The organism is Halorussus gelatinilyticus (genome assembly GCF_023238445.1).
Lineage (GTDB): Archaea > Halobacteriota > Halobacteria > Halobacteriales > Haladaptataceae > Halorussus > Halorussus gelatinilyticus.
This window is the reverse complement of sequence record NZ_CP096658.1, coordinates 2,442,330-2,461,423: the sequence shown is the minus strand read 5'-3', so window position 1 is coordinate 2,461,423 and position 19,094 is coordinate 2,442,330. Positions and strand designations below refer to the sequence as shown.

Genomic DNA, 19,094 nt, shown 5'->3' with positions numbered 1-19,094 from the left:
GTTCTCGTCCTCACGTCTCGAACGGGCTTCGAGCCTCGCCGCCGCACTCCGTGCAGACGACGACGGTCCGGGCGGAGACGCCGGTCTCGCTCTCGGTCGCCGTCTCGGTTCCATCCCCCGTCCCTGCGCTCGCCGGGTCCGACGGCGCGCCGTCGGACCCGGCGAGCGCGACCCGCATCTCCGCGCCGCAGTCGGGACACCCCCGCGGGACGTTCGCCGCGCCGCAGGCCGGACAGTCGAGGGTCACGCCCGTCTCGCCCGTCTCTCCGTCGGCCGCTCCTGCCTCCTCGTCCGTCTCGCTTCCCCCGTTCGCCTCGCTCTCTCCGCCTGCCTCGGGATGCAGATAGCCGTGGCCGCACTCCGGGCAGTCGAGCGGGACGCGCACGTCCTCGCTGTCGGGCGGTGCCCCGAGCGCGAGCGCCACGAGGAGTTCGTCGCCGTCGTTGCGCCCCGACTGGTACTCGCCGGGCGCGAATCGGACGACCTCGCCCGCTTCGACCGCGATTTCGTCGGCCGCCTCGCGCTCCGGGCCGAGGCGCTCGAAGGTCGCCGTGCCGTCGAGGACGACGAAAACCTCTTCTTGGTCGCCGTGGGCGTGGAGACCGCTCGGGAACCCCTCGCCGGGCGGGATTCGGTAGTGGTTGACCGCGAGGTCGGTAGCGCCGAGGCGGTCCGCGCCCTCGCGGACCGCCGCGTCGTCGCCGAACTCGGTGGGGTCGACGTCGGCGATGGCGACGTTCTTCATATGCTGGGATTCGAGGACCCGCGGGAAATGATTTCGCTTCGTCAACTTTTTCGAGTCGGCGCGTTCCGATTCGGTATGGCCACCGACGGTTCCGACGAGGGGCAGAGCGACCGCGGCGCGACCGGCCGCGAATCCGCCGATGCGACCGCCGACGCGACCGACGCCGACCCCGGAATCGCGGCCGTGATTCTCTACGGGTTCGTCGCCGGCGTCGGCGTCCTCCTCCTGTTCGACACGGTACACAACCTGACCGGACTGTACGAGAGCGGCGTCTACGCGCCGGGGTACCGCTGGATTCGCGCCTTCCTCACCGCCGGACTCGGTTCGACGTGCGTCCTCGCGGGACTGTCGAGGGCGACGCGCTGAACGGTCCCCGATGCTTGACGGCCGCCAGACGGCTCCGATACTTGACGGCCCCGGCGCTGACGGCCGGGACGCCGAGGGCCTCGACGCCCGACGGTCGGGCTACACCGCGCCGCCGAGCGCCTGCGCGAACGCCCAGTAGAGACCGTAGCCGACCGCGACCGACGCGACCAGCGTGACGAGCCAGAACGCGAGGGTCACGCCTATCTTCCGGCGCGAGACGCCCGCCGACCCGCCCGCGAGACCGCCGCCGATGACCCCCGAGATGATGATGTTGTTGAACGAGATGGGGATGCCGAGCGCGATGGCGGCCTGTGCGATGACGAACCCCGGAACCAGCGCCGCGATGGACCGCCGGATGCCCAGTTGCGCGTACTCCCGCGAGGTCGCTTGCAGGAGTCGCGGCGCGCCCATCCACGCGCCGGCGAGGATGCCCGTCGCGCCGATTGCCAGCAGGAGGATACCCGGCAGGTCGAGTTCCGCGCGGTAGAGGTTTTCGAGCGGACCGGTCGCCAACCCGACCTGACTCCCGCCGCTGGAGAACGCGACGACGCTCCCGAGGACGACGAGGAACGTCTTGACGCCCTTGTCCACCGAGACCTGCGTCCGACGCCGGATGAACAGAAAGCTCGCGGCACCGGCGGCGAGCGTGACGAGCGCGGCCACGAAGTCCACGCCGGCGAGTTCCGGCGACCCGACGAGTTGTGCAACGAATCCCGCGAGTGACCCCTGCTCCTCACCCGGCGGTGCGGGGATGACGCTCAACTCGACGTTCGCCACTATCGCGCCGACGACGCCGGCCAACAGCGGGACGCTGACCGTCTCGGGGATGTCGTCGCGCCGGAGGACCGTCGCGGTGAGGTACGCCAGTCCGCCCGAGACCGGCGGGACGAGCGCCCAGAAGGTGGCGATTCGCCGGTACGTCTCGAAGGCGGGCTCGCCGCCGAGCGACAGACCCACGCCGATCATCGCCCCGGTCGTGGCGAACGCCGCCGGGACGGGGTAGCCGGTGTAGACGCCGAAGGCCATGAACGCCGTCGCGGTGAGCAGGCCCGCGGTCGCCGCCAGCGAGGTGATGGCCACGCCGTCGATGAGGCCCGCGCCCACCGTGTCCGAGATGCTCCCGCCCTGAGTGAGCGCGCCCAGCGCCGCCAAAATCCCGATGAGGAACGCCGCGCGCATGGTCGAGATGGCGTTCGCGCCGATGGCGGGCGCGAACGGCGGCGAGTTACTGTTCGCGCCGAGCGCCCACGCCGTGAACAGGCCGGTCAGCGTGGCGAGGACGACCAGCGCCCAAAAGAGGAGGTCAGTCACGGTTGGCGGTCGGTCCGGTGGAGTCGGCGGTCGAGGGCCGTCGGCCGTCGTCGCGTCCGATGCGGGGGTTCGGTTCGTCGTGCTTCCATGCTGTCTCCGTCATCGGCCCCGATTCGCGGGCGTCGGTCCGCGGCACCGCCGACCGATGCCCGGACTGATAACACGACCGATACGTCGTTAGCGGTGATAAATCTACCCACGAGCGCGGTGAGCGAAACTGCGTCCCCCGATAGCATCCAACTCGTGATAGTTGTTCGCACAATCCTATCGCCCGCAGGGGCCTACCGTCCTCGAACTGGACGAATTTACCGGGGAGGCTACAGAACTGAGCGAGTGACTTCCCTCACGCCGCGAACTTGAGGAAGAAGAGTCCGGCGCCGACTATCAGCCACGCGAACGCGAGCAGGTTCCAGACGGGCATCCCGGACCACGCGACGACGAGAAACGCCGCGACCGCGAGCAGGAGGACGCCGACCCCGACGGCCCGGTTCACCCGCCGGAAGAACCGGGCGCGCTCGGCGGTCTCGGCGTCGACGGGCGGGTCGGCCGCGAGTCCCGACTCGAAGGCCGACCGGCCCCGCTCGGCGACGTCGGTCGGCAGCGCGTAGAACCCCTGTATCGCCGTCCGGTCCTCGACGCCGGGCGCGACCGAGAGCCAGCAGACGGCGAACGGGCCGACCGAGACCCGCCGCAGCGACGCGAGCGCCCGGAGGTCCACCTCGCGCCACTCGCGGTACCGCGGCGTCGCGAGCGTCAGTTTCTCGGCGTCGAGTTGGCCCTCGGAACTCAGGAACTCGCCGAGCGCCGAGCAACCCGCGGCGAGGAGCAACGTCCCGAGCCACCGCGAGTCCTCCGAGAACGCGCCGGTCGCGCCGGAACCGAGCGCGACCAACGCCGTTCCGACGACGAGCGTAACCAGTAGCGGCCACCGCCACTGCTGGTCGCGAGTCCACGTCAGTAGCGTGGCGCCGGGAGCGGTCCGGGACCGGTCGGCCGCGGCCCGTACGACAGCGTAGCCCCAGACCACGCGACCGGCGACGAGGAGGGCGAACACGGCGATGAGTCCCGGCGCCCACGGGTCGCCGGCGAGCGCCGCCGGAAGCGTCTCCGCGGCCACCGAGAACAGTATCGAGACGACCGCACCGCCGAGCAGTCCCTCGGCGAGGTAGAACAGGACTCGAATCGCCCGCGAGTCGGCCGGACCGACCGACCACGAGAGAGTTCCCGGAGTGTCGGACATCCGTGGTGTCCACGACGTCCGGCGGAAAAAGTATGGGCCGCGTATCGGGCGCTCGGGGCCGTCTCCGCGCTACTCGAAGTCGGGCGCGCGGTCTTCGAGGAACGCCTCCATCCCCTCGCGCTGGTCGTGGGTGCCGAACAGGCCGCTCCAGAGGCGACGCTCGTAGCGCAGGCCCGCCTCCTGACCGGTCTCGTGGGACTGGTTCAGCGCCTCCTTCGCGGCGGCGAGCGCGTAGGTCGGCTTGGCCGCGAGGTCGGCCGCGAGTTCGTGGACGTGGTCGCCAAGTTCGTCGCCGGCGACGATTTCGCCGACGAGTCCGTGTTCGCGGGCGTCTTGGGCGTCGATGCGCTCGCCGAAGAATATGAGGCGGCGCGCCATCTCGTCGCCGACGAGGCGGGGGAGGCGCTGAGTTCCGCCCCACCCGGGGATGATGCCGAGGTCGATTTCGGTCTGGCCGACGACGGCGTCCTCGCTGGCGACCCGCAGGTCGCACGCCAGCGCGAGTTCGCAACCGCCGCCGAACGCGTAGCCGTTGACGGCCGCGACGACGGGCGCGGGGAACTGCTCGATTTCGTCCGCGACGCGGTGGCCCAGTTCGGCGTAGGCCTGGGCCTCGGCGACCGAGAGGTCCTGCATGTAGCTGATGTCCGCGCCGGCGACGAAGGCGTCGTCGCCCGCGCCGGTGAGGACGAGCGCGCCCACGCCCTCGTCCTCGGCCTCGGCGAGCGCCTCCTCGATGGCGTCGAGGGTGTCGACGTTGAGTGCGTTGAGTCGGTCGGGTCGGTCCACGGTCAGCGTCGCCACGTCGTCCTCGTAGTCGAGGCGGATGGTGTCCCAATCGGACATACCCGACCCGACGACCGCCCGAGGAATAATCCTTGTGAGATTGAACATCGGCGCTCGGGTGGCGACGAGACCGACTCGGCGCGTGCTGGCGTCTGTGTGAACGGACGTGAGCGCACGGCTCGTCGGACGCGGTTTGTCCGACGGCGCGACCTTGCGGTGTGAGGTAGCGCCAACCGCGCGAGGTCGTGTTGAGTGAAGCGAAGCACGGCTCGGAAGACGCTGTTCGTCTTCCGGTGGCTGAGTAGCGCAGGTCGGAACGAAGTGGAGACCGAGCAACGCAGGCGGTTGGGGAGGTACGAGGACCGCGGTTGCAGTGCGGGGCGGTTACGGTGCGGGGCAGGGCAGTCGCGGAAGACTCCCGTGTTCGAGCCTGAAGCTAGCTCTCCTCCGCTGTCAACCCCTGCATCTGCTCTCTCGTCCATTACCACCTGCATCCACCCTCTCGTCGTCCCGAAATCGCTTCTCGACACTCCCGACGCGGATTCTTCCTTCCGGAAATTGGAAATATCGTCGCGTCGTAGCGCCGACCGATGACTCTCTCGGAGGAGGCCCGCGAGCGACTCGCCGACCTCGTGGAGCTACAGCCGACCAAGAACGCGGAACTACAGGAGCGATGGGGTCTCGAAAGCGGGAGCGAGGTCCACCAGTACCTCGAAAACGAACTCAAGGACTACTACTACCGCGACGACAACAGCCTGATTCGCGCGACCGAGGAGGGAAACGACCTCGTGGACGTGGAACCCGGCGTGGTGGACGACGAGGGCGAGGGCGTGCCCTCCGCGATTCGGGTCCCCCGACTCCAACAGCAGGTCTTCTCGGTCGTCGCCGGGCCGGACGACGACTCGGAGAGCGTGGTGTCGGTCCTCCAGAAGGTGCGCGCGGAGTTCGACGTGGACCCCGAGGCCGAGGAGGTCCGGAGCGCGTTGCAGGCACTGCGGCGCAAAGGCGTCGTGGAAGTGGTCTACCGGACCGTACCGACGTTCAAGCTGACCGTCGAGCGCGACGAGGTCGAGGTGTCGGTCTCCGACTGAATCGGTCGGCGTCTCCGACGACGCCGGTCGAGAAGTAGCGGCTACCCCGGCCGATTTCGCTCTCGCCGCTTTTCGAGCAGTCTCCGGATTCCCTTGCCCGGCCCGCCCTCGATGGGCCAGTTCTTCGTCCGCCACTGGGGCGGTTCCGGCGAGAACTCCGGATAGGACCCCGAACACTCCGAACTGGTCTGGTGGCACGCCTTCGCCGGACAGTACGGCAGGAGCGTTCGGCCTTCCCTGCGCAACTGGAAGTGCCGACAGTCGGGGCGCATCGTCTCTGCGAAGGCACGCCAGCCCTTCTCGTAGGCTCGCTCTGCGATTTCGAGGCGCTTTTGGGCCTTCCATTCGGGGTCGGCGTAGTCGAACTGCGAGGCGGAACTCCCGTACTCGGTCACCTCGCCGCGCTCCCGAATCAGGGTCCCCGGCGCGTCCACGTCGAGGGTCCGGGGGAACCACTCGACGCTTGCTCGCGGGTCGTTCCCTCCCGCTCGCGTCCCCGAGGCGCTTCCCGCTCCGCCGTCGATGGTCAGGATGCCCGCCTCGACGGGCACGCTCTCCAGCAGCGCGGGTTCGACGCGCTCGCCGGTCGCGCGCGTGGCGACCCACACCTCGTCGGCCAGCGCGAGCGCCACGTCGTACTCCAGTTGGGCGGCGAGGTCGCGGGCCGCGCTGGCGTCCAAGTCGGGCTTGTTCTCGACGGCGACGATGCGCTCCACCCAGTCGGGGTAGGCCCACTTCCGTCGAATCTGGATGCGGTTGTTCCGCTTGCGAACGTCGAGAATCCCGCGGTCGTCCGCGCGGTGGATAGTCTCGCGGACGTAGCGCCACGGGTAGCCGGGGTCCGGGAGCGCGTCGCGGTAATACTCCCAGTCGGCCGGGGCGTGGGGTATCACGTCGAGCAGGTCCGAGTCGAGGCGCTTCCGGCCGAAGTTCGCCCGTCGGCGGAACCCCTCTGGGTCCACCTCCACGACGAGCGTGTCCCAGCGTCTGCGCTTGGTGCCGAGTTGCCGCGCGACGATGGCGGGTCGGGAGTCGGAGCGGTCGCTCTCGGCGTCGTCCGCGTCGTCGCCCGCGCCGGGCGGCCACTCGCGTTCGGCCCACCGGCAAGTTCGCAACTCGAAGACGAACTCGGGGTCCGGGCCGTCCTCGCCGGTCGCGTCGTCGGCGCTCCGGTCGTCTGCGTCCGCGTCGCTCACGGTCGGCGTTGGCGGGGCGGCGGCCTAAGTAGTTCGGTCCACCTGCGGCGGCCGCGGTGCTGGCCGCTCGGGAGCCGGGTCGGAGAATCCGAATCGGCACGGCGACGGCCGGCCTACACGTCGCCGTTCTCCTCTTTCTCGTTGAGGAACTCGTGGGCGTCTTCGAGGATTTCGCGCGGGCCGTCCTGCGTGATGGTGTTGATGGCCTGGTCGTAGTCGCGCCACTGGTGGTCGCGGTGTTCGTGCGAGAGTTCCGCGCTCGCCTCGTAGGACTTGGCGACGAACAGGTGGACCGTCTTGTGGATGGTGTTGCCGTTGGCCTCGAAGACGTAGTCGTAGTCGTCGCGGAAGCCGTCCAAGAGGCGGAAGTCCTTGATTCCGGCCTCTTCTTTCACTTCGCGGATAGCCGTTTGCTGTAGCTCTTCGTCCCCCTCCACCCCGCCCTTGGGGAACTCCCAGTCGCCCGGACGGGACTTGAGGAGGAGGTATTCCCGGCGACCGCGGGTATCCCGGTAGAGGATCGCACCCGCGCTCGTAGCTTCAACCGTCATTTACCGGAGTATAAACGGCCGTCGGTTAAGAGAATGTCGGAGAATACCCGTCAGAGCGATGCGGCTGCCGAGTAATTCGAGCGCCGGAGGCGGCGAGTCACCAGAATCGGCCGTAGAGGCCCTGATTCGTCAGATAACGTCGGGGAAACGGAGGTTGAACAGTCAAGGTTCGGGCGCTCGCCGCGGTATCGCGCGGTTTGCGTCTCGCCGACCGGTCGGCTCACCGACCGGTCGCGCGGTCTGCGTCTCGCCGCGGCGTCGCACGGCCCGCGCGAAGAACAGACGTTTTACGTACCTCGATGCTGAACAACATCGACACCGAACCCCCAGCCATGACCTTCGTAACCAAAATACGGCTTCAGAGCGGCAATCGTCCCGCTCTGGACCGAATCGTAGACGAGATTCGCTCGACGGCGGAACGAAAGGGCGCGGAACTCCGCGGGCCGCACTCTGCCCCGCCGAAACGACTCACCGTCCCGCAGTACAAGACGGCCGCCGGCGAGGAGCATCGCCAGTTCCGGTCGTGGGACTACACGGTGTACACCCGCGAGATGGAGATCGTGGGCCACAACAAACTGGCCCGGCAGGTCACGGAGTTCGACTTCCCCGATGGCGTCCACATCGAAGTCGAACTGGAACAGATAGAACAGATGGCCTAATCTTCCGAGAGTTCTGCGGACGCGCTCTGTGCGGCGTTTCCTACTATCCGATTCCGTCGTAGTGGAGTAGTAGCCGTGAGAGTCGGGAACGGGTGCAGGTTCCGAAGAAACGGAACGGAGCGTCGAATCCGGAGAAATCGCCGTTCGCGCTCAGAACGACGACTCGCCGACCGTCTCCAGATACGTCGCCGTTCCGCGGTGGTCGTTGTCGTCGAACTCCTCGACGCGGAGTCTGACGCGGGTGTCGAGCGCGTTTCCGGGCGCGCCTTCGACTCGGAGAATCGTGTCGCCGATGCGCGCGACGGGCGCGTCGCCGTCGTAGCCCGTCACGAACGCCGAAATCTCCTCGCCCGGTTCGAACTCGGGCTTGTTCGTCCGGAAGCCAAGCCCTGCGAAGTACTTCTCGCGGAGGCTCATACGCGAGCCACCTCCTCGGACTCGCGGTCGGTGGTGTACTCCAGTCCGAACCCGGTCAGCGCCGAGACGACGAACACCCCGAACAGGAACCAGCCGTGGAAGACGAACGGCCAGACCTCCGCGGGATTGACCACGAATTCGCGGGTGAACCACCCGAAGTTCTCGGAGCCGACCAGCGACTGAATCTGGACGTATCCCACGAGGACGCCGCCCGCCCACGGGAAGATGTAGCCGAGCGCGGAGGTGTTGGCGTCGAGGATGTTCGCGCGCCGGTACCCGTTGACGTTGAACCGCTCGCCGATGCGCGCGACGTAGGGCGCGATGGCGATCTCCGCGGCGGTGTTGATGGTTATCATCGCGTTGACCGACGCGGTGCCCAGCACCATCGTGGTCTCGGCGCGCCGGACGTTGGTGGCGACCCGTTCGAGCAGGAAGTTCTGAATCGCCTCGAAGCCGCCGCCCCGAATCATGATGCGCGCCCCGGCCACGATGAGTAGCGTGAGCACGATGAGCGGGAAGAAGCCCGCCGCGCCGGTGTAGAGGCTCCCGCCGACGCCGACCTGATCGGAACCGGCCGGAACCGTCGTCAGGAAGGGGAGCCACGAGAGCGACTCGGCCGCGGCGACGGTCTCGGGCGCGCGGAACACGAGCATCTTGGAGACCGACGCGAGGCCGAACGCGACGTTGGCGACCGCCGCGACGACGATGCCCCACGAGATGGCCTCCACGATGTGGCGGCCGCGGACCGCGGTGAAGATGACGACGCCGATGGAGACGAGGTGGACCAGACCGAGCGGTTCGGCCTGCTCGCCCAGCACGTTAGCGGCCCCCGCCACGTCGACGGTGGGCATCACCGACCCCGCCACGAGGTAGCTTGCGAACGCGAGGACCGCGGCGATGATGGCGTACTTGAACCGGGACGCCACCACGCCGCCAATGTCGCTGTCCTGCGTCACCGCGCTCACGATAGTCGTGTCGCTGACCGGCGCGAGGTTGTCGCCGAACACCGCGCCCGACAGGATGGCTCCGAACAGCAGGACCGGGTTCGCGCCCACGAGCACGCCGGCGGGGAAGAACAGCCCCGAGAACGCGATGGTCGTCCCGTAACCCGTCCCGATGCCGGTCGCGAGCAGGGCCGCGAGGACGAACGTGACCGCGGGGAACAGCGTCGGACCGACCGACAGGGCGTCGGCGGCCCACACGAGACCGCCGACGAACTGGCCGTCCTGAATCGTCTGGGCGAACATGCCCGCCCAGAGCCACGCCACGATGGCCGTAGCGGCCACGCGCTGGGTCATCCCCTCGAAGATGGTGTTGGCGTAGGTCGCCCAGTCGCCCTTGGCGAAGAACATGCCGACGATGAGCGAGACGAGCATCCCCGCGACGAGTCCGGTCGTGTCGCTGATCCGGAGGAGTCCGGTCTGGAAGATGGCCCACACGATGAACAGCGCGATGGGGATGGCGCTGGCCGCCGGGCCGCCGTAGAACTCGATGCGAGACTCGCTGCGTGCCTCTCTAGCGTCTGCCAATTCCTCTGCGACGTCTTCTTCTTTCGGTGGGTCGTCTCCCTTATCAGCCATACTCTCTCGGGAGTGTATTCAGGCCGGGTACAAGAAGCCACCCACTCGCACAGACGGTATCTGTCAGCCGTCGGTCGATTTTCCGCGGCGGCACGTCGGGGTCGCGTCGCGTTTGCCGGGCCTCCAGCACTTAAGCACCCCGCGTCCCTCTTCCCCCACATGAGCCAACAGGCCGAACGAGACCGACTGGTCGAGATTCGACGCGACCTCCACCGCCACCCCGAACCCGCGTGGCGCGAGTTCTACACGACCGCCCGAATCGTCGAAGAACTCGAACGCATCGGCGTGGACGACCTCTACGTCGGCCCGGACGCCATCGCCGAGGACGCTCGCATGGCCGTCCCCGACGACGAGGAACTGGACGAGTGGTACGAGCAGGCCCGCGAGGCGGGCGCGGACGAGGACGTACTCCGGCAACTGGAGGGTGGCTACACCGGCGCGGTGGCAGTAATCGAACAGGGCGAGACGGACGGCGCCCCGACGGTCGGTCTCCGCGTGGACATCGACGGTCTCCTCCGCGCGGAATCGACCGACGAGGACCACGAACCCGCCGCGGAGGGCTTCCGGTCGGAACACGACGGTGCGATGCACGCCTGCGGCCACGACGCCCACGCGACCATCGGACTCGGCGTCCTCGAAGCCGTCAAGGACAGCGACTTCGAGGGCACCCTGAAGGTCTTCTTCCAACCGGGCGAGGAGATGATAGCCGGCGGGAAGTCGATGGCCGAGAGCGACCACCTCGCGGACGTAGACTACCTCCTGGCGGCCCACGTCGGTCTCGACCACCCGACCGGCGAGGTCGTCGCGGGTCTCGACGGCTTCCTCGCGGTGAGCCACTTCCGCGCCGAGTTCGAAGGCGTTCCGGCCCACGCGGGCGGGGAACCCAACGAGGGCGAGAACGCGGTGCAGGCGATGGCGACCGCGGTCCAGAACCTCTACGCCATCCCGCGCCACGACGACGGCGCGACCAGAGTCAACGCGGGACAGGTCGGCGGCGGCACTGCGACCAACATCATCCCCGAGGAGGCGTTCGTGGAGGGCGAGGTCCGCGGCGAGACGACCGAACTCAAAGACTACATGAAAGAACGCGCCGAGCGCGTCCTCGAATCCGCGGCCGAGATGCACGGCTGCGAGGTCGAAATCACGACCAACGGCGAGGCTCCGAGCGCCGAGAGCGACGAGGAACTCGTCTCCATCGTCGGCGACGTGGCCGGCGAGACTTCGGGCGTCGAGAACGTGGTCCACCGCGACGAGTTGGGCGGGAGCGAGGACGCGACCTACCTGATGCGGACCGTCCAGCAGAACGGCGGCAAAGCGGCCTACGTCGGCGTCGGCACCGACCACCCCGGCGGCCACCACACCGCGACCTTCGACGTGGACGAGGACTCGCTCCCGGTCGGCATCGACGTGCTGGCGGGAGCGATTCGGAACATCTCGGCGGAACGGCCGTGAGAGGGCGACCGGCGCGGTATTGACAACGGGATAACTTTTTCAAATTGTTTGCGGTGATTTTTTATGCGTTGCTGCGGTAAAGTCGAGTAGCGTTTCCCGAACTGGAGGAAGATGATATATGAGTGAGAATGCTATCGAGGACCCTAACGACACCCACGAAATCACCGAGAGCGCGGCCTACGACCGCGACCAGCCCCTGAGTACCGCGGTCATCGACGCCGTCGCGGACGCGGCCGACCTCGACCCGGCCGAACTCGGGACGCCGCTCTACGACCAAATCGACCCCGATGCGCTCGACAACCTCTTCAGTGACCGCCACAACGGTACGCCCCGCGGTAGCGGCCACGTCGTATTCACGCTTCTCGACTACGAGGTTACCGTCTACAGCGACGGCTCCGTCGTCGTCCGCGAGTAACTCGCTATCCGTTCGGTGGTATCGACCGCCCGGCCGTCGTTCCGAGACGTCCGAAAAGGCCGTTCCGAAAACTCTAATCCCGAGGGATTCGAATCGCGGTGTATGGCTGACGACAACGAGGAAGAAGCAGAGCCTGCCGTCGAGCTCGGTGACGGCGAACCCGTCGAGGGTGCGCCGCTCGTCCGCGTCGCTTCCAGACTCCACTGGCCGGTCCAGAAGAGCGAGATTCTCCGGAAAGAAGCGGGCGTGACGGTCCGGACGCCTGACGGACCGCGCGAGCTGTCGGACCTGCTCGACGCCGTAGACGAGACCTACTTCCAGAGTCGCAAAGAGTTCCTCGAACTGGTCCGCGCCGAGACCGGTACGGGGCCGGTTCCGACCGCGAGCGAGTAGCGTGTCGGTCGCTCGGTCGGTCCGCCGGGGCGTCGCCCGGCTGAGTTGGGTCCAGCGCGCGCTGTTGGCAGGTGCCGTCCTGACCGTCGTCTGGATGAGCTGGGACGTGGGTGGACTGAACGAGCGACTCGTCCGAGACACGCTCGTCTACATCCTCGCACCGCTCGCGCTGGCGGTCCGACACGGTCGCCACCTCGGATATCGCGTGGATCGCACCGTGGTTCGCAACACGGTCCTGCTCTCGCTTTTCGTCCTGCCGTTCTACGTCGTCGGGTCGTCTCTCCCGACGATTCGGGCGTACTACCCGATGTGGGAGACGAGTCCCGCGCTCGCGCAGTTCCTCCCGCACGCGGTGATGCAGTTCGTCGTCGCGCTCGCCGCCGAGACGTACTACCGAGGCCTGCTCTGTGTCGGCGTCCGGGAAATCGGGTTCAAGAGCGTCTTCATCAGTCCGGTGGTGTACGCCTTCCACCACCTCTACAAGCCGCCTATCGAACTCGCGCTGTCGGGACCGACCGACGTGCTGTTCGGCGCGGTCGATTACAAGAGCAACTCCATCCTGCCGTCGGTCGTCGCCCACGGCGTCGGACTGGGGCTGCTGGACTGGCTCGTCCTGCACCCGCCGCTATTGGCCCCCGAGCGCGTCGTTCGGTGGTTCCAGTGGCTCCCGATTCCGCTCTGACTCGGCGTCCCGACGCGCTCGGTCTCTTCCGCACCGATAGCCGCGATGGTCGCACTTTTCACGCTCGGCGACCAAGGAGCCTTGCATGACTCTTCCGATCGACCCCACGGCACTCGACGGCGAAGACGTCGGCGAGAAGCGCGCGACGCTGGAGATGGACCACGAGGAAGCGGTCGAACACGTCCGCGAGGCGTTCACTGACGCCGGATTCGGCGTCGCCACCGAGTTCTCGGCCTCCGACATGCTGAACGAGAAGATCGGTGCGGGCCGCGACCACTACTACGTGCTGGGCGCGTGCAACCCGAACATGGCCGACCGCGCGCTCGACGCCAGCGACAACCGAATCGGCGCGCTGTTCCCGTGTAACGTGGTGGTCTGGCAGGAAGAACCCGGCCGCCAGACCGTCTACCACGTCAGCATCATGAAGGTCGCGCGACTCGCCGGAATGGCACCCGACGACGAGGAGTGGGAGGACATCGTGAGCGAGACCGGCGAGTTCGTGGACGAGGCGTGGGCGAACCTCGACGCGGCCTGACTGTTACCGTCCTTTCGACCGACTTCCCTTCATCGTCCGATGCTACTTCTCTTCGTCGTCCAACTGGTTTATCTCCTCGCGGAGTCGCTCGACTTCGCGCCGGAGCGATTCGAGTTCCTCGCTCGCGGGTCGGTCGGACTGGGTCTGTCGGTAGAGGTAGAGACCGCCGGCGATGAGAACTATCGGAACGCCGAACAGCAGGATTGCGAGAATGAAGATGACGAACAGTTCTATTCCGCCGGGGATACCGACTTGGAGGGGAACCATAGACGAAGCATGTCCCAGAAGCGGAATAAGTCTTCTCACGCGAGTCCCGCCGAGTCAGGAGAAGTTCGCAAGGTTCGCCTGCAGGCCCGAGAGCATGTGGGACTTGCGCCGGAGAGACGCGAGCGAGACCGGGAGCTGTGGCGCGATTTCTCGGACCGCACCGTGGAACGTCTCGGCCTCGCCGAACTCACCCTCGAAGGCGTTGCGCACGCTCTCGCGTATCTGCCAGACGCCGACCGGTGCCCAGTAGTCGTCCGAGACCTCCCGGAGGACGAGACACTTGGCCTGCCGGCCCACGGATTCGAGGTGTTCGAGGACCGCGAGTCGGGACGCGTAGTACGCTCCGGCGGTTTCGTCCACATATCCGGTTCGGCCTTCGTAGCCCTCGTGGGCGCTGCCCATCCACGTATCGCCGGTCGGGTCCTGATTCCAGATGCTGCCGGGCGTCTTCATCTCCACGAGTTCGTACTCCCACTGGCCGGGCGTCAGAATCACCCAGTAGCGATTGCCCATGTACTCGTTGACCCAGACCTGCGTCTCGTCGATGCTCTGCTCGGTCCGAATCTGTCCCCGGAGGAACTGACCGATGGTGTCGTCTACCGCGGTGATGGACCACCGCGTCGGGACGAGACGCCGGTTCTGGCCGCGGCCGAGCGCGCCCGCCGAGAGGATGTCGTTGATGTCGTAGACGTCGAAACCCCGGCGGTAGAGGTAGGTCATCGCGCCCTGCGCCTGCCAGTCGTCGTCTTCGAGCGTCTTCTTGACGGGGCGCGGGACGTGGGGGTTCTCCGCGAGGTCCGCCGAGGTCGCGCGTGCCGAGGGACCGGTCGGCGTCGTCACGTCGTCCACGTCCAAGTCCAGTTCCAGCGAGTTCGAGAGGCCGATTTCCACGTCTACCGGCCGGTCGGCGATGGCGACCTCGCGTTGGGTGCCGACGAACCCGTCCCACGCGTCGCTCACGTCGTCTACGTCCGCGGCGTGGTTGGAGTTCAGCAGGCCGGTCCGGTACTGCAGGACGTTGTCGATGTCCAGTCCTTGCTCGTACCACTCGCTACTCGTGGCGAAGTCGGCCGCGCGCTCTTCCTCGCCGACCGGCGAGAGGATGCCGGTCGAGACGTTGGGGTAGTTCGACCGTCCGACGAACACCGAGGGCGAGGTGCTGCCGAACAGCGAGTCGCCCTGCGTGACCTCGGAGAAGCGGTCCTCGACCTGCTCGACGTAGTCGAGAATCTCGTAGGACTTCTCCTCGGCGAGTCGGCGCTTGCGGTCGGCCTCGTCCGGGCCGAGTCCCTCGATGTACTCGTCGAGACGCATTCGTCGCTCCTTGGGTCCCGAGCGATTTGAACCTTACTCGCTCGCGGTAGACCGTCGGCTGTTGCGGTCGTTCTGGAGAGGGGCTTGCAGGTAGTTCCGTCCGACGCGGGCCAGTCGAACCACCGTTTCGCTTGGCTGGCCCGCGGCGATGGTCAGAGCATGGCCGGGGTTGGTCTCGGTCTCGTATTTGAACCTCCGGGTGGAGGGCGGGCGGAGAAATCGGATTCGCGGACGCGCTCGGTGCGACGAGCCACGGGATGTGCTCGGGAACCAGCCGACGGGATGCGCCGCGTTCGCGCTCGCGCAGAACTGCGCGAGCCCGAACGCAAGCAGGAAGACGCGAGGCATGGGGTGTAGTCTGTGGCGCAGTTACGGTCTCGTGAGGTTTGCGCCGCAGTGCAGTCTACGGTGACGGACGGGCTGCAGTACCGTTCGGTCTACGGTCCTCCCGGTTCCGACGATAGCTCGGTCCTTCAGTTGGCCCAACTGTAGCCGCTCCTAAGCATCTGACAGCCGCTGCTACTGACCGAATACATTATCCAAGAAAATATCGAGGCGGTTGGTAGTGCACACCACCAGTCGCCGAAACCGCGAGGTGTCGGTCGAAACGTCGAGACGTTAGCTGTGGATGCCCATCGCCTCGATCTGTTCCTGATACCGGTTACGGATGGTGACTTCAGTCACCTGCGCCACGTCGGCCACTTCGCGCTGGGTCTTCTTCTCGTTACAGAGTAGCGACGCGGCGTAGATGGCCGCGGCCGCGTACCCCGTGGGCGACTTGCCCGAGAGCAGACCTTCCTCGGCGGTGGTCTCGATGATTTCGTTGGCCTTCGTCTGGACTTCTTCGCTGAGTTCGAGTTCGGAACAGAACCGCGGGACGTACTTCTTCGGGTCCACCGGTTTCATCTCCAAGCCGAGTTCTTGGGAGATGTAACGGTAGGTCCGACCGATTTCTTTTCGTTCGACGCGCGATACCTCCGAGATTTCTTCGAGGCTTCGCGGGATGCCCTCCTTTCGACAGGCGGCGTAGAGCGCGGAGGTGGCGACGCCCTCGATGGAACGCCCCCGGATGAGGTCCTCCTTCAGCGCGCGTCGGTAGATGACGCTGGCTACCTCCCGGACCGACCGCGGGACGCCGAGCGCCGAGGCCATGCGGTCGATTTCGCTGAGTGCGAACTGGAGGTTGCGTTCACCCGCGTCCTTCGTGCGGATGCGCTCCTGCCACTTGCGCAGGCGATGCATCTGGCTTCGCTTCTTCGAGGAGATGGACCGACCGTACGCGTCCTTGTCCTTCCAGTCGATAGTCGTCGTCAGGCCCTTGTCGTGCATCGTCTGCGTGGTCGGGGCACCGACGCGCGACTTCTCTTGGCGTTCCTGGTGGTTGAACGCGCGCCACTCAGGACCGGGGTCGATCTGCTCTTCCTCGACGACGAGGCCGCAGTCGTCACACACAAGTTCCGCCCTGTCGGAACTCTTGACGAGGTTATCAGAGCTGCATTCGGGACATTCCCGTACACCCTCTGACTCGTCCTCCGTTTGCTCCGCCTCGGCTTGGCGCTCCCGCTGGCGAGTGGACCGTGTCATCGCACTTTTATAGTAGTAGTGTCGACGCACTTAAACCCTTGGCCGGTAATGGCTGGTTTCTCAGAGGTCAGAATGGGCCACGCGCGCCGTTCGTTCCGAATCCGGCCGATGGATAAAACGACTCCGACGAACCGCCATCGGAAAGCGTTTATGCGGGAATCGAGGACCAACGAGCATGCCCGTCATCGAGTGCGACGTGGACGCTGCGCGGGAGAAACTGGTCGAAGCGGGTGCGGAGGTGTCGGCGGGCAACTCCGACCACGAGGAGTGGCGCGCGACGTACGGCGACGCCAACGCGGTCGCCTACGAGGACAAAGTCGTCGTGCAGGGCGCGAACCCGCAGGACATCGAGGCGCTCCTGCGCGACGCCGGCGGCCACGCCTACCTCTACTTCGACGGCGCGAGCAGGGGCAACCCCGGCCCGGCGTCGGTCGGTTGGGTCGTCGTCACCAGCGACGGTATCGCGGCTGAGGGAAGCGGGACCATCGGGCGCGCGACGAACAATCAAGCCGAGTACGAGGCGCTGATTCGCGTCCTCCGGGCGGCCCGCGACTACGGCTTCGACACCGTCGAGGTGAAAGGCGACTCCCAACTCATCGTCAAGCAGGTCACGGGTGCGTGGAACACCAACGACCCGGAACTGCGCGAGCGCCGCGTGACCGTCCGGGAACTCCTCACGGAGTTCGACGACTGGGAGTTGAGTCACGTCCCGAGAGAGATAAACGAACGCGCCGACAAACTGGCTAACGAGGCCCTCGACGATGCCTGAGACTCACCCTTCTGACGACGTCATCGAGAACGACGACGAACCGGCCGACGGCGAACTGTCCCGAGAGACCGTCGAGCGCGCCGAGCGCCTGACGCGTCTCGCGCACGACGCCGTGGACGACGCGGAGGCCGAGGCCTACCGCGAGGAGCGAAGCGAACTCCTCGACCCCCACGACTTCCGAGCGCGGGTCCGCGAGGAGGACACCGGCGAGACGCTCGTCCTCCACCCCGACGAATGGCTCGAAGACGGCGTGATTCGGACTGACCGCATCGAGGACACGGGACGCGCGGTCGAAGTCTCGCTGTCGGGACCGGGCGACCCCGACGAGTGGGAGTCGGTCGAGGAGCACAACCGCGAGGTCGCGGCTCGGGTCCGCGACGAGTACGGCGACGTTCACGGCGATAACGCCGCGGCGTTCGCCGACTTCATGGGCAACCACTACGCGCGGCCGGTCGAGTCGGCGACTACCGGCGAGGTCGAAGAGTTCTGCTCGGAGTACTTCCCGCGAAACGCGTGGCCGACCGAAAAACAGCGCGCAGCCGTCGAAGAGTCGCTCGAACTCGTCTTCGAAGTCGCCGACGAGTAGTCACCCGTCGGGGGAACGGGTCGCTTACTCGTTGTCCGCGACGAGGTCCCGAATCTGTTCGCCGCGCTCGTCGTCCGTGACGAACTTCGAGAGCGTCCACTGGAGCAGGTCGACGACGACCGCGAGGCCCTCGTCGGTCAGTTCGTACTGGTTGGTCCGCTTGTCGAGTTCGCTCTTCTCCACGTAGCCCTTCTCGACGAGGGTGTCGAGGTTGGGGTACAGGCGACCGTGGTTCACTTCCTCACCGTAGTAGTCCTCCAACTCGCGCTTGATGGCGAGTCCGTACATCGGCTCTTCGGAGAGGATGGTCAGGATATTCTTCTGGAAGGCGGTGAGGTTGCGTGCGGTACTCGTCTCTGTGAGTGTCTGTGCCTCTGACATAGACTCTGACACCCTGCGATTTGTCACGATGGTATTTAATCCTTCCTCACTTGGTCGGAGTTTCCACGACGTATCCGGCAGTTGTACCACCAGTTGTTACGTGATTTGAAGTACACCCCGAAAATTGCCGGTAGTTGTCACAGAATTTTCCTCTTCTCTCGGGGGATTCCGGCGGTCCGATGCCGAAAGGATTTTCCGGACTTCGGACGGATTCTCGGACTGCAACATGGCTAATCTCTGGGAAGACTTGGAGACCGGACCGAACCCGCCCGAGGAAATCTACGCCGTCGTGGAGTGTCTCAAAGGCGAGCGAAACAAGTACGAGTACGACAAGGACATCCCCGGCGTCGTCCTCGACCGCGTCCTCCACAGCAACGTCCACTACCCGAGCGACTACGGGTTCATTCCCCAATCGTACTACGACGACGAGGACCCCTTCGACGTACTCGTCCTCGTGGAAGACAAGACGTTCCCCGGCTGCGTCGTCGAGGCCCGTCCGGTCGCGCTCATGAAGATGGACGACGACGGCGAGAAAGACGACAAGGTCATCGCCGTCCCGTCCGAGGACCCGCGCTACGACAACGTCGAAGACGTGGACGACCTCACCGAGCAGCAGAAAGACGAGATTTCGGAGTTCTTCGAGACCTACAAGAACCTCGAAGCCGGCAAGCAGACCGAAACGCTCGGCTGGGAGGACAAGGAGTCGGCGAAAGACGCCATCGAACACGCGATGGATCTCTACGAAGAGAACTTCGCCTAACCGTTCGGTCGGTC

The 19,094-nt window shown here is 66.5% G+C and carries 23 protein-coding genes; 11 read left to right on the top strand and 12 right to left on the bottom strand.

Annotated features, from left to right (window positions below):
* Window positions 1-10 precede the first annotated feature (10 nt).
* Window positions 11-745, bottom strand: a complete 735-nt coding sequence (locus tag M0R88_RS12685) for a cupin domain-containing protein (protein ID WP_248653873.1) — start codon at window positions 743-745, stop codon at window positions 11-13.
* A 75-nt stretch (window positions 746-820) separates the two neighbouring features.
* Here M0R88_RS12685 and M0R88_RS12680 point away from each other — a divergent pair, with 75 nt between their 5' ends.
* Window positions 821-1,111, top strand: a complete 291-nt coding sequence (locus M0R88_RS12680; RefSeq protein WP_248653872.1) for a hypothetical protein — start codon at window positions 821-823, stop codon at window positions 1,109-1,111.
* 99 nt (window positions 1,112-1,210) lie between these two features.
* On the opposite strand, the gene M0R88_RS12675 is transcribed toward M0R88_RS12680, so the two are convergent.
* The 3 genes from M0R88_RS12675 to M0R88_RS12665 form a co-directional block, all read right to left on the bottom strand.
* Window positions 1,211-2,422 carry an inorganic phosphate transporter gene (locus M0R88_RS12675; RefSeq protein ID WP_248653871.1) on the bottom strand — a complete coding sequence of 404 codons (1,212 nt, stop codon included), beginning with the start codon at window positions 2,420-2,422 and terminating at the stop codon, window positions 1,211-1,213.
* A gap of 343 nt (window positions 2,423-2,765) precedes the next feature.
* Complete coding sequence (locus M0R88_RS12670; RefSeq protein ID WP_248653870.1) at window positions 2,766-3,662, bottom strand: hypothetical protein; 897 nt, start codon at window positions 3,660-3,662, stop codon at window positions 2,766-2,768.
* Window positions 3,663-3,731: 69 nt separating this feature from the next.
* Window positions 3,732-4,508 (bottom strand): enoyl-CoA hydratase/isomerase family protein, encoded by a 777-nt coding sequence (locus M0R88_RS12665; RefSeq protein ID WP_248653869.1) that lies wholly within the window; start codon window positions 4,506-4,508, stop codon window positions 3,732-3,734.
* Window positions 4,509-5,038: 530 nt separating this feature from the next.
* Here M0R88_RS12665 and M0R88_RS12660 point away from each other — a divergent pair.
* A complete protein-coding gene (locus M0R88_RS12660; protein ID WP_248653868.1) occupies window positions 5,039-5,539 on the top strand; it encodes a DUF5797 family protein in 501 nt (166 codons plus the stop codon).
* A 41-nt stretch (window positions 5,540-5,580) separates the two neighbouring features.
* Here M0R88_RS12660 and M0R88_RS12655 read toward each other — a convergent pair whose 3' ends face one another.
* Both M0R88_RS12655 and M0R88_RS12650 read right to left on the bottom strand, forming a co-directional pair.
* The gene (locus M0R88_RS12655) at window positions 5,581-6,735 is read right to left on the bottom strand and encodes a DUF5787 family protein (RefSeq protein ID WP_248653867.1); all 1,155 of its coding nucleotides are present in this window, start codon (window positions 6,733-6,735) and stop codon (window positions 5,581-5,583) included.
* A gap of 113 nt (window positions 6,736-6,848) precedes the next feature.
* Window positions 6,849-7,286: a bis(5'-nucleosyl)-tetraphosphatase gene (locus M0R88_RS12650; RefSeq protein WP_248653866.1), complete on the bottom strand. Its 438-nt coding sequence runs from the start codon at window positions 7,284-7,286 to the stop codon at window positions 6,849-6,851.
* A gap of 332 nt (window positions 7,287-7,618) precedes the next feature.
* Here M0R88_RS12650 and M0R88_RS12645 point away from each other — a divergent pair, with 332 nt between their 5' ends.
* Entirely contained in the window at window positions 7,619-7,945 is a 327-nt protein-coding gene (locus tag M0R88_RS12645; RefSeq protein ID WP_248653865.1) for an uS10/mL48 family ribosomal protein, read from the top strand.
* A gap of 150 nt (window positions 7,946-8,095) precedes the next feature.
* Here M0R88_RS12645 and M0R88_RS12640 read toward each other — a convergent pair whose 3' ends face one another.
* Together M0R88_RS12640 and M0R88_RS12635 are read right to left on the bottom strand one after the other, a co-directional pair.
* A complete protein-coding gene (locus M0R88_RS12640) occupies window positions 8,096-8,362 on the bottom strand; it encodes a DUF7513 family protein (RefSeq protein WP_248653864.1) in 267 nt (88 codons plus the stop codon).
* A complete protein-coding gene (locus M0R88_RS12635) occupies window positions 8,359-9,942 on the bottom strand; it encodes a Na+/H+ antiporter NhaC family protein (protein WP_248653863.1) in 1,584 nt (527 codons plus the stop codon). Before M0R88_RS12635 ends, M0R88_RS12640 begins: the two co-directional genes overlap by 4 nt.
* A 159-nt stretch (window positions 9,943-10,101) precedes the next feature.
* On the opposite strand from M0R88_RS12635, the gene M0R88_RS12630 reads away from it, so the two are divergent.
* The 5 genes from M0R88_RS12630 (at window position 10,102) to M0R88_RS12610 (ending at window position 13,419) form a co-directional block, all read left to right on the top strand.
* Window positions 10,102-11,394: an amidohydrolase gene (locus M0R88_RS12630; RefSeq protein ID WP_248653862.1), complete on the top strand. Its 1,293-nt coding sequence runs from the start codon at window positions 10,102-10,104 to the stop codon at window positions 11,392-11,394.
* Window positions 11,395-11,512: 118 nt separating this feature from the next.
* Window positions 11,513-11,809 carry a DdfA family disk-determining factor gene (gene ddfA / locus M0R88_RS12625; RefSeq protein ID WP_248653861.1) on the top strand — a complete coding sequence of 99 codons (297 nt, stop codon included), beginning with the start codon at window positions 11,513-11,515 and terminating at the stop codon, window positions 11,807-11,809.
* Window positions 11,810-11,911: 102 nt separating this feature from the next.
* Window positions 11,912-12,202, top strand: a complete 291-nt coding sequence (locus tag M0R88_RS12620; protein ID WP_248653860.1) for a DUF5789 family protein — start codon at window positions 11,912-11,914, stop codon at window positions 12,200-12,202.
* A gap of 94 nt (window positions 12,203-12,296) precedes the next feature.
* Entirely contained in the window at window positions 12,297-12,884 is a 588-nt protein-coding gene (locus tag M0R88_RS12615) for a CPBP family intramembrane glutamic endopeptidase (protein WP_368409388.1), read from the top strand.
* 85 nt (window positions 12,885-12,969) lie between these two features.
* Entirely contained in the window at window positions 12,970-13,419 is a 450-nt protein-coding gene (locus M0R88_RS12610) for a DUF302 domain-containing protein (RefSeq protein ID WP_248653858.1), read from the top strand.
* Between the two features lie 42 nt (window positions 13,420-13,461).
* Here M0R88_RS12610 and M0R88_RS12605 read toward each other — a convergent pair whose 3' ends face one another.
* From M0R88_RS12605 to M0R88_RS12595, 3 genes are all read right to left on the bottom strand, one after another.
* Window positions 13,462-13,686, bottom strand: coding sequence for a hypothetical protein (locus tag M0R88_RS12605; RefSeq protein WP_248653857.1), 225 nt, complete (start codon window positions 13,684-13,686; stop codon window positions 13,462-13,464).
* A gap of 54 nt (window positions 13,687-13,740) precedes the next feature.
* A complete protein-coding gene (gene nreA, locus M0R88_RS12600) occupies window positions 13,741-15,000 on the bottom strand; it encodes a DNA repair protein NreA (RefSeq protein WP_248653856.1) in 1,260 nt (419 codons plus the stop codon).
* Window positions 15,001-15,618: 618 nt separating this feature from the next.
* Entirely contained in the window at window positions 15,619-16,584 is a 966-nt protein-coding gene (locus M0R88_RS12595; protein WP_135851635.1) for a transcription initiation factor IIB, read from the bottom strand.
* 175 nt (window positions 16,585-16,759) lie between these two features.
* On the opposite strand from M0R88_RS12595, the gene rnhA reads away from it, so the two are divergent.
* Window positions 16,760-17,353 (top strand): ribonuclease HI, encoded by a 594-nt coding sequence (gene rnhA / locus M0R88_RS12590; RefSeq protein WP_248653855.1) that lies wholly within the window; start codon window positions 16,760-16,762, stop codon window positions 17,351-17,353.
* A complete protein-coding gene (locus tag M0R88_RS12585; RefSeq protein WP_248653854.1) occupies window positions 17,346-17,939 on the top strand; it encodes a DUF7108 family protein in 594 nt (197 codons plus the stop codon). Before rnhA ends, M0R88_RS12585 begins: the two co-directional genes overlap by 8 nt.
* Window positions 17,940-17,963: 24 nt before the next feature.
* Here M0R88_RS12585 and M0R88_RS12580 read toward each other — a convergent pair whose 3' ends face one another.
* Entirely contained in the window at window positions 17,964-18,320 is a 357-nt protein-coding gene (locus M0R88_RS12580; protein WP_248653853.1) for a PadR family transcriptional regulator, read from the bottom strand.
* A gap of 226 nt (window positions 18,321-18,546) precedes the next feature.
* Here M0R88_RS12580 and M0R88_RS12575 point away from each other — a divergent pair, with 226 nt between their 5' ends.
* Entirely contained in the window at window positions 18,547-19,080 is a 534-nt protein-coding gene (locus M0R88_RS12575) for an inorganic diphosphatase (RefSeq protein WP_248653852.1), read from the top strand.
* The last annotated feature ends 14 nt before the right edge of the window (window positions 19,081-19,094 follow it).